At 74.2% G+C, this 6543-nt stretch carries 8 protein-coding genes; 1 reads left to right on the forward strand and 7 read right to left on the reverse strand.

What is annotated here, in order from left to right:
• Positions 1–52: 52 nt before the first annotated feature.
• The 3 genes from HMPREF3159_RS02640 to HMPREF3159_RS02650 are packed head-to-tail and all read right to left on the reverse strand — an operon-like array spanning position 53 to position 1828.
• Entirely contained in the window at positions 53–556 is a 504-nt protein-coding gene (locus HMPREF3159_RS02640) for a hypothetical protein (RefSeq protein WP_070499549.1), read from the reverse strand.
• 31 nt (positions 557–587) lie between these two features.
• Positions 588–1604, reverse strand: coding sequence for an alpha/beta hydrolase (locus HMPREF3159_RS02645; protein WP_070499550.1), 1017 nt, complete (start codon positions 1602–1604; stop codon positions 588–590).
• Entirely contained in the window at positions 1601–1828 is a 228-nt protein-coding gene (locus HMPREF3159_RS02650; protein ID WP_050815757.1) for a BldC family transcriptional regulator, read from the reverse strand. Before HMPREF3159_RS02650 ends, HMPREF3159_RS02645 begins: the two co-directional genes overlap by 4 nt.
• A gap of 311 nt (positions 1829–2139) precedes the next feature.
• Between HMPREF3159_RS02650 and HMPREF3159_RS02655 the strand changes: the two genes are divergently transcribed.
• Positions 2140–2340: a DUF3073 domain-containing protein gene (locus HMPREF3159_RS02655; RefSeq protein ID WP_029360640.1), complete on the forward strand. Its 201-nt coding sequence runs from the start codon at positions 2140–2142 to the stop codon at positions 2338–2340.
• Positions 2341–2430: 90 nt separating this feature from the next.
• Here the strand turns inward: HMPREF3159_RS02655 and purM are convergent, their stop codons facing one another.
• The 4 genes from purM to HMPREF3159_RS02675 form a co-directional block, all read right to left on the reverse strand.
• Entirely contained in the window at positions 2431–3585 is a 1155-nt protein-coding gene (gene purM, locus HMPREF3159_RS02660) for a phosphoribosylformylglycinamidine cyclo-ligase (protein ID WP_070499551.1), read from the reverse strand.
• Positions 3582–5072: an amidophosphoribosyltransferase gene (gene purF / locus HMPREF3159_RS02665; RefSeq protein WP_053917887.1), complete on the reverse strand. Its 1491-nt coding sequence runs from the start codon at positions 5070–5072 to the stop codon at positions 3582–3584. Before purF ends, purM begins: the two co-directional genes overlap by 4 nt.
• 163 nt (positions 5073–5235) lie before the next feature.
• Entirely contained in the window at positions 5236–5643 is a 408-nt protein-coding gene (locus tag HMPREF3159_RS02670; RefSeq protein WP_070499552.1) for a hypothetical protein, read from the reverse strand.
• Entirely contained in the window at positions 5640–6437 is a 798-nt protein-coding gene (locus tag HMPREF3159_RS02675; RefSeq protein WP_070499553.1) for a copper homeostasis protein CutC, read from the reverse strand. Before HMPREF3159_RS02675 ends, HMPREF3159_RS02670 begins: the two co-directional genes overlap by 4 nt.
• Positions 6438–6543 lie beyond the last annotated feature (106 nt).

The raw sequence follows: 6543 nt of genomic DNA on the forward strand, positions 1-6543 counted from the left end.
CACGGGCGTCGCGTCGGCACCGGCCGGGCGCGGGCCGGGGCCGCGTCGCCGCTCAGCCCTCGTCGTCCTCGTCGAAGTCGGGGGTCTCGATGCCGAGGGCGGAGGAGGGATGCGCGAGGAAACCCTCCTGGACGCTCGGCTGCAGCGGGAAGCCGCCGATGCTCGCCCCGTGCTCGGTGCCGACGAAGGAGGGCTCGGCGGCGACGACCGCGGCGACCTCGTGCACGTGACGGCTCGCCTCCCTGCCGCGCCCCAGGAAGCCGGCGCCGGTGTAACCGCCCATGCGGCGGCCGCTGAGCCGCTCCGCCCGGACCGCCTCCTGGTCGAGCTGCTTCGCGGCCGCGCGCAGACCCGTGACCAGGCGTCCCAGCTCGGGATGCTCCTCGCGGGTCCAGCGCTCGTGGACCCGCTCCCCGATCTCGCGGACCTCGGGCTCCTCCGCGCGACCGGCCTCGGCCAGCGTGTTCGCCAGGCGCAGGCGCAGGAGGGTGAGCCGATCCGCCCCACGGCGCTGGGCATCGGCGAGGGCTCTGAGGCCATGGGGGTCCGCGGTCATCGCGCTCCTCCTTGTCACGAGGTCTCGGGGGTCACGAGGTCCCGGTCTCGGAGGCGTCGGGGCCCGCGGTGCGGCCTGTCCCGGTCATCGTAGGCGCTGAGAGCAGATCCGTGGCCAGCCAGTCGTCGAGGATCTCGATCGCCGTCGCCCGCACCGGCGGATCGGAGAGGAAGACGTCGTGCCGCGCCCCGTCGACGGGCACGATCCGCACCCGTGGGCCGAGCCGTCGCGCGGCCGCGGCGAGGGAGCGCACGTCCAGGACGGTGTCGGCGTGGAGGGGGCGCTCGCCCCGTCTCGAGGCGATCGCGGTGCGGTCCGAGTGCATGACCAGCGCCGGTGCGGCGAGCGGGCCGGCGGCGGCCAGACGCCGGTGCCCGTCGAGCATCGCCCGGAGGGTGCTGGCGGGGAAGCGGTGGCCCCCGGGCGGCTTCAGCTCGAGGTCGTAGTCGTAGTCCCCGCCCAGGTCACGATGGGTGGCACGGGCGTAGGCGTCGTCGCCGACGGGGAGGATGGGCCTGCTCCTCAGCCGGCGGGCCATCAGGTGCACCGGGCCCTCGAGCAGCTTCCGCACGCCCGGGCCGAGGTGCATCTCGAGCCACGGCGAGTTCAGGGCGAGGCCCCGGACCGCGCCGGGATGGCGCAGCGCGTAGAGCGTCGCGACGAGTCCTCCCGCGGAGTGGGCGAGGATCACCGGGGGCGCGCTGCGGCCGATGCGGCGCAGCGACGCGCCGATCTCCTCGTCGTATCGGCTGAGGTGGTCGATCTCGGTGGGCGTCTGACCGGGCAGGATGCTGCGGCCGTACTTGCGCAGGTCCAGGCCCCAGACATCGTGGCCGCGGGCGCCGAGGTGGTCCATCAGGTCACGGTCGAAGACGTAGTCCGACCAGCCGTGCATGAGCAGCACGGGCGGGGTCCGTCCGGTGCGGGGAGCGTCGCCCGGGACGGGCTCGCGGTGGATGAGGCTCGCCTGCAGCGGTCCCTCGTCGTCGCTGCCGAGGTCGATCCGGTGGAGCGTGTAGCCCGCTCCGAGCACCGGGTCGGTGCTCACACGTCCTTGGAGCTCTCCCGCAGCAGCTCGACGACCTCGCCGCGGCGGTAGCGGCGGTGACCGCCGAGGGTGCGCATGTAGGTGAGCTTGCCCGCCTGGGCCCAGCGAGTGACGGTCTTGGGGTCGACATGGAACATGCTCGCGACCTCCGCGGGCGTCATCAGCTCAGCGGCGTCGTCCCCGTCGGGCACTCCACCGGGGTGCTGATCCGTGGAAGCGTTCATCGAGGAGGAGACCTTTCGCTGGGGGGAGACGGCTCGAGACGGGACGGGGGTCCCCACTGCACTCGAGTACCGACACAAGACTACCCGGTAAGGTGTATGGGCCGGTCAAGGCGGGCCACGAAACGCCCAATTCCTTCGCCGGGCGGTGCTCCGCCCGCCACACCGGGCGCCGCGGAAGGGACGTCGGGCACGTCCGGAGGGTCGCGGTTCGCCGTCGGCCGGAGCGACCATGTACTCTGGGCATCCGAAACTAATGCCATCCTCCGGGTCGTCGAGCACACCCGGCACCCGACGCACAGGGGGTCAGATCCATGGGTCGCGGCCGACAGAAAGCCAAGCACACCAAGGTGGCACGGGACCTCAAGTACTACAGCCCGCCGACGGATCTCTCGGCGCTGCAGCGGGAGCTGCAGTCTCAGCGGAGCGAGACCTCCTCCGCCGACGGAGACGACTGGGGCGAGGACGCCGAGGACTGGGCCGACGAGGACGCCCCGTCCGCACATCGCCGCTGAGCGGCGCGCGGCAGGCTCCGCGGAGCACCGTGACACAGCAGGAGGGCCGACCCGATGGGTCGGCCCTCCTGCTGTGTGCGGGATGGCAGCTCAGACCCAGCCGGGGTGCTGGCCGGCGAGCATGACCGCGCCGCCCTCGACGCCCTTGGCGCCGGCGACGACGTGCTCGAGCGCATGGCCGGGCTCGGGCAGGGACTCCTCGGCCACGACCTCGCCGATCGCGCGGGCGCCGAGGCCGCGCTCGGCGAGCACGGCCAGGACCTGGTCGGCCTGCTCCTGCGCGACCAGGGCGACCATGCCTATGCCCATGTTCAGCGTGCCCTCGAGGTCGAGCTGCGGGACGGAGCCCCACCCGGCGACGCGGGAGAACACGGGGGCCGGCTCCCAGAGGGCGCGGTCCACGCGGGCCGCGAGGCCGTGCGGCATGACCCGGGCGAGGTTCGCGGCGAGGCCGCCGCCGGTGATATGGCTGAGGGCGTGGACCGCGCCGACGGTGCGGGCGTCGCGCAGCACGGCCAGCAGGTCCGCGGTGTAGATGCGGGTGGGTTCCAGGAGCTCCTCCCCCAGGGTGCGGCCGAAGTCCTCGACACGCTGCTCGAGGGTGAGCCCGGCGGCGGAGACCACGGCGCGGACCAGGGAGTACCCGTTGGAGTGCAGGCCGGAGGCGTCCATGCCGATCACGACGTCTCCCTGGCGCACCCGGTCGGGTCCCAGCAGGTCGTCGGCCTCGACCACGCCGACCGCGGCGCCCGCGACGTCGTAGTCCTCGGGGGACATCAGCCCCGGGTGCTCGGCGGTCTCGCCGCCGACGAGGGCGCAGCCCGCGAGGCGGCACCCCTCGGCGATGCCGCGCACGATGTCGGCGATCCGCTCGGGCACCACGGCGCCGCAGGCGATGTAGTCGGTCATCGCCAGCGGTGCGGCGCCGACCACGACGATGTCGTCGACGACCATGCCGACCAGGTCCTGGCCGATCGTGTCGTGCACGTCGAGGGCGCGCGCGATCGCGATCTTCGTGCCGACGCCGTCGGTCGAGGAGGCGAGCAGCGGGCGGCGGTAGTCCTTCAGCGCGGAGACGTCGACCAGTCCGGCGAAGGCGCCGATCCCGCCGAGGACGTCGGGGCCGTGCGTCGCCGCGACGGCCTCCTTCATCAGCTCGACGGCACGGTCGCCCGCAGCGGTGTCGACACCGGCGGAGGCGTAGGTGATCGCGTCGCCCGGGGCGGGGCGGGGGGTGGTGTTCATGCGTCCTTCCCGACGGCGGCAGGCTCGCCGGGGCGAGCCTGGAGGATGCCCTGTGCCCGGGCGACGGGCTCCGGCAGGGCGACCGGGTACTTCCCGGAGAAGCAGGCAGTGCACAGCCGCTCCTCGGGCTGGCCGGTGGCGGCGATCATCCCCTCCTCGGAGATGAAGCCGAGGGAGTCCGCGCCTAGCGAGCGGGCGATCTCCTCGATGCCCAGGCCGTTGGCGATGAGCTCGGCCCGGGAGGCGAAGTCGATGCCGTAGAAGCAGGGCCAGCGCACCGGCGGCGAGGAGATCCGCACGTGGACCTCGGCGGCGCCGGCCTCGCGCAGCATCCGCACCACGGCGCGCTGCGTGTTCCCGCGCACGATGGAGTCGTCGATGACCACGAGGCGCTTGCCCTGGATCACCTCGCGCAGCGGGTTGAGCTTCAGGCGGATGCCGAGCTGGCGGATGGTCTGGGAGGGCTGGATGAAGGTGCGGCCCACGTAGGCGTTCTTGACCATGCCCTGCCCGTAGGGGATCCCGGACTCCTGGGCGTAGCCGATCGCGGCGGGGGTCCCGGACTCTGGGGTCGGGATGACCAGGTCGGCCTCGACGGGGTGCTCGCGGGCGAGCTGGCGTCCCATCTCAGCGCGGGACTCGTTCACGCTGCGCCCGGCGATGCGGGTGTCGGGGCGGGCGAGGTAGACGTACTCGAAGACGCAGCCCTTGGGCTCGGCGGGGACGACCTGCTCGCTGTGCAGGCCCTGCTCGTCGACGATGACCATCTCGCCGGGGGCGACCTCGCGCACGAAGCTCGCGCCGCAGATGTCCAGCGCCGCGGTCTCCGAGGCGATGACCCAGCCGCGCTCGAGCCGGCCCAGCACCAGCGGGCGGATGCCCTGCGGGTCCCGCGCCGCGTACAGCGCGGTCTCGTCCATGAGGGTGAAGCAGTACGCGCCCCGCAGGCGCGGCATGACGTCGCGCAGCGAGTCGGCGAGGGTGCCCTCGGAGTTCAGCAGTGCGGTGACCAGGGCGGTGTCGGTGGTGTTGCCGCGGGCGATCTCGCCGGTGCGGGGCGTGCCCTGCCGCTCGTGGATCAGCTCGAGCAGCTCCTCGGTGTTGACGAGGTTGCCGTTGTGGGCGAGCGCCACGGTGCCCTCGTGCCGGGGGCCGAGGGTGGGCTGGGCGTTGGACCAGACGGACCCGCCGGTGGTCGCGTAGCGGGTGTGCCCGATCGCGATGTGCCCCTGGAGCGTGCCGAGGGAGGCCTCGTCGAAGACCTGGGAGACCAGTCCCATGTCCTTGTAGACCAGGATCTGCGAGCCGTCGGAGGTCGCGATGCCCGCGGACTCCTGTCCGCGGTGCTGCAGCGCGTACAGCCCGTAGTAGGTCAGCTTCGAGACGTCCTCGCCGGGGGCGAAGACGCCGAAGACCCCGCAGGCGTCCTGCGGGCCCTTCTCCCCGGGGAGCAGGTCATGGGAGAGTTTTCCGTCGCCGCGTGCCACCGGTCCATGATGCCACAGCGCGGATCTGACGCCCCGTGCGGTCCGTCTCGCGGGCAGGGCGCGGCAGGCAGGGGTGCGGCACCCGCCCGCCGACGGGGTCCCCGGTGCGGGCGGCGTGTGCTCGACCGCGGGGTGCGTGCACTCGGCCGGGGGATGCGGGCGCTCAGCCGCGGCGGCGGTCCTCGCGGCGGTGGCGGCGCGCGTCGACGAACGAGGCGATCGCGGCGAGCGGGAGCCCGATCACGACCATGGCCAGGATCACGAAGTTCACGACGCCGCGGAGGTCGCCGAACCCGAACAGCGGCACGCTCAGCAGGGCCAGGATCCCGGGCACCAGGAAGGACAGCAGGACCCAGAACCCGAGGGCGGGGGCGCGCCGGCGGCGGACGTAGAGCGCGGTGCGCGTACTCCCGGCCTCCTCTGCCTCCCCGGCGCCGTCGGCGTCGGTCGGGTCAGCGGTGGGGGCCGAGTCGACGGCATCCTCCGCGGCGTCCGTGCGGCCCGTCAGGTGCTCGCGATCCTCGCCCTCGGGACGGGCCTGGGGGTTCTCGGTGGTGTTCACGGTGTTCACAGCTCTCCTGCGGCATCGACCGCCGCGGCGACGATCGCCGGGTCGGTCAGGGTCTCGGGGGCGTCGGGCTCGACGGGCGCACCGGGCCGCCGACGGGCGGAGAGGTGCACGGAGCCGACGCCGGAGCGACGGACGAGGTCCACGACGTCGGCGGGGCGGACCCCACCCCCGGCGCAGATCTCGACGAGGTCCTCGGCGGCGTCGACCATCGCGGCGAGGTCGTCGGCGCCGTCGAGGGCCCGAGCCTGCCCTCCCGAGCTGAGAACTCGGTGGATCCCGAGGCCGATCGCGGCCTGGACGGCGGCGACGCGGGCCTCGCGCGAGGGCATCGCGTCGACGGCGCGGTGCAGGGTGAGGGTCAGTCCGCGGCCGGCGCGCTGGGCGGCGAGGAGGGCGCTGTCGCGCACGGCTTCGAGGGCGGGGAGGTCGAGCTCGCCGGCCTCGGTGAGCACCCCGAGCACGACGCCCGCGGCGCCGCCGTCGACGACGGCGGCCGCCTGGTCCGCCATCCGCTCGATCGCGTCGGCCTCGGCCGCGAACTCGGCCGGCCTGCCGACGAAGTCCGCGCTGCTCGCCCGGGGGCGGATCAGCGCGTGCACGTCGAGGTGGGGCTTCGCGTCCCGGGCGGCGACGAGCTCGCGGGCGCGGCGCACGGCCTGCTCGACGAGCTCGGGCGCGGGGGTGGTGCCGCCGAGGTCGAGGTCCTGGCACAGCTCGATCCGGTCGGCGCCGGCGAGCGCTGCGACCTCGAGGCCGGCGAGGTCCTCCACGGCGATCTCGACGGCGGGGCTCATCGCGTCTCCTCGGCGGTCTGCTCGCCGCGGTCCGGAGCCGACCCGTTGTCGTTCGGCGCCTCGCCGTCGGCGGGCCGCGCGCCGGTGCCGCGGGCGGTGCGGACCG

This window comes from Brachybacterium sp. HMSC06H03, assembly GCF_001807385.1.
Classification (GTDB): domain Bacteria; phylum Actinomycetota; class Actinomycetes; order Actinomycetales; family Dermabacteraceae; genus Brachybacterium; species Brachybacterium conglomeratum.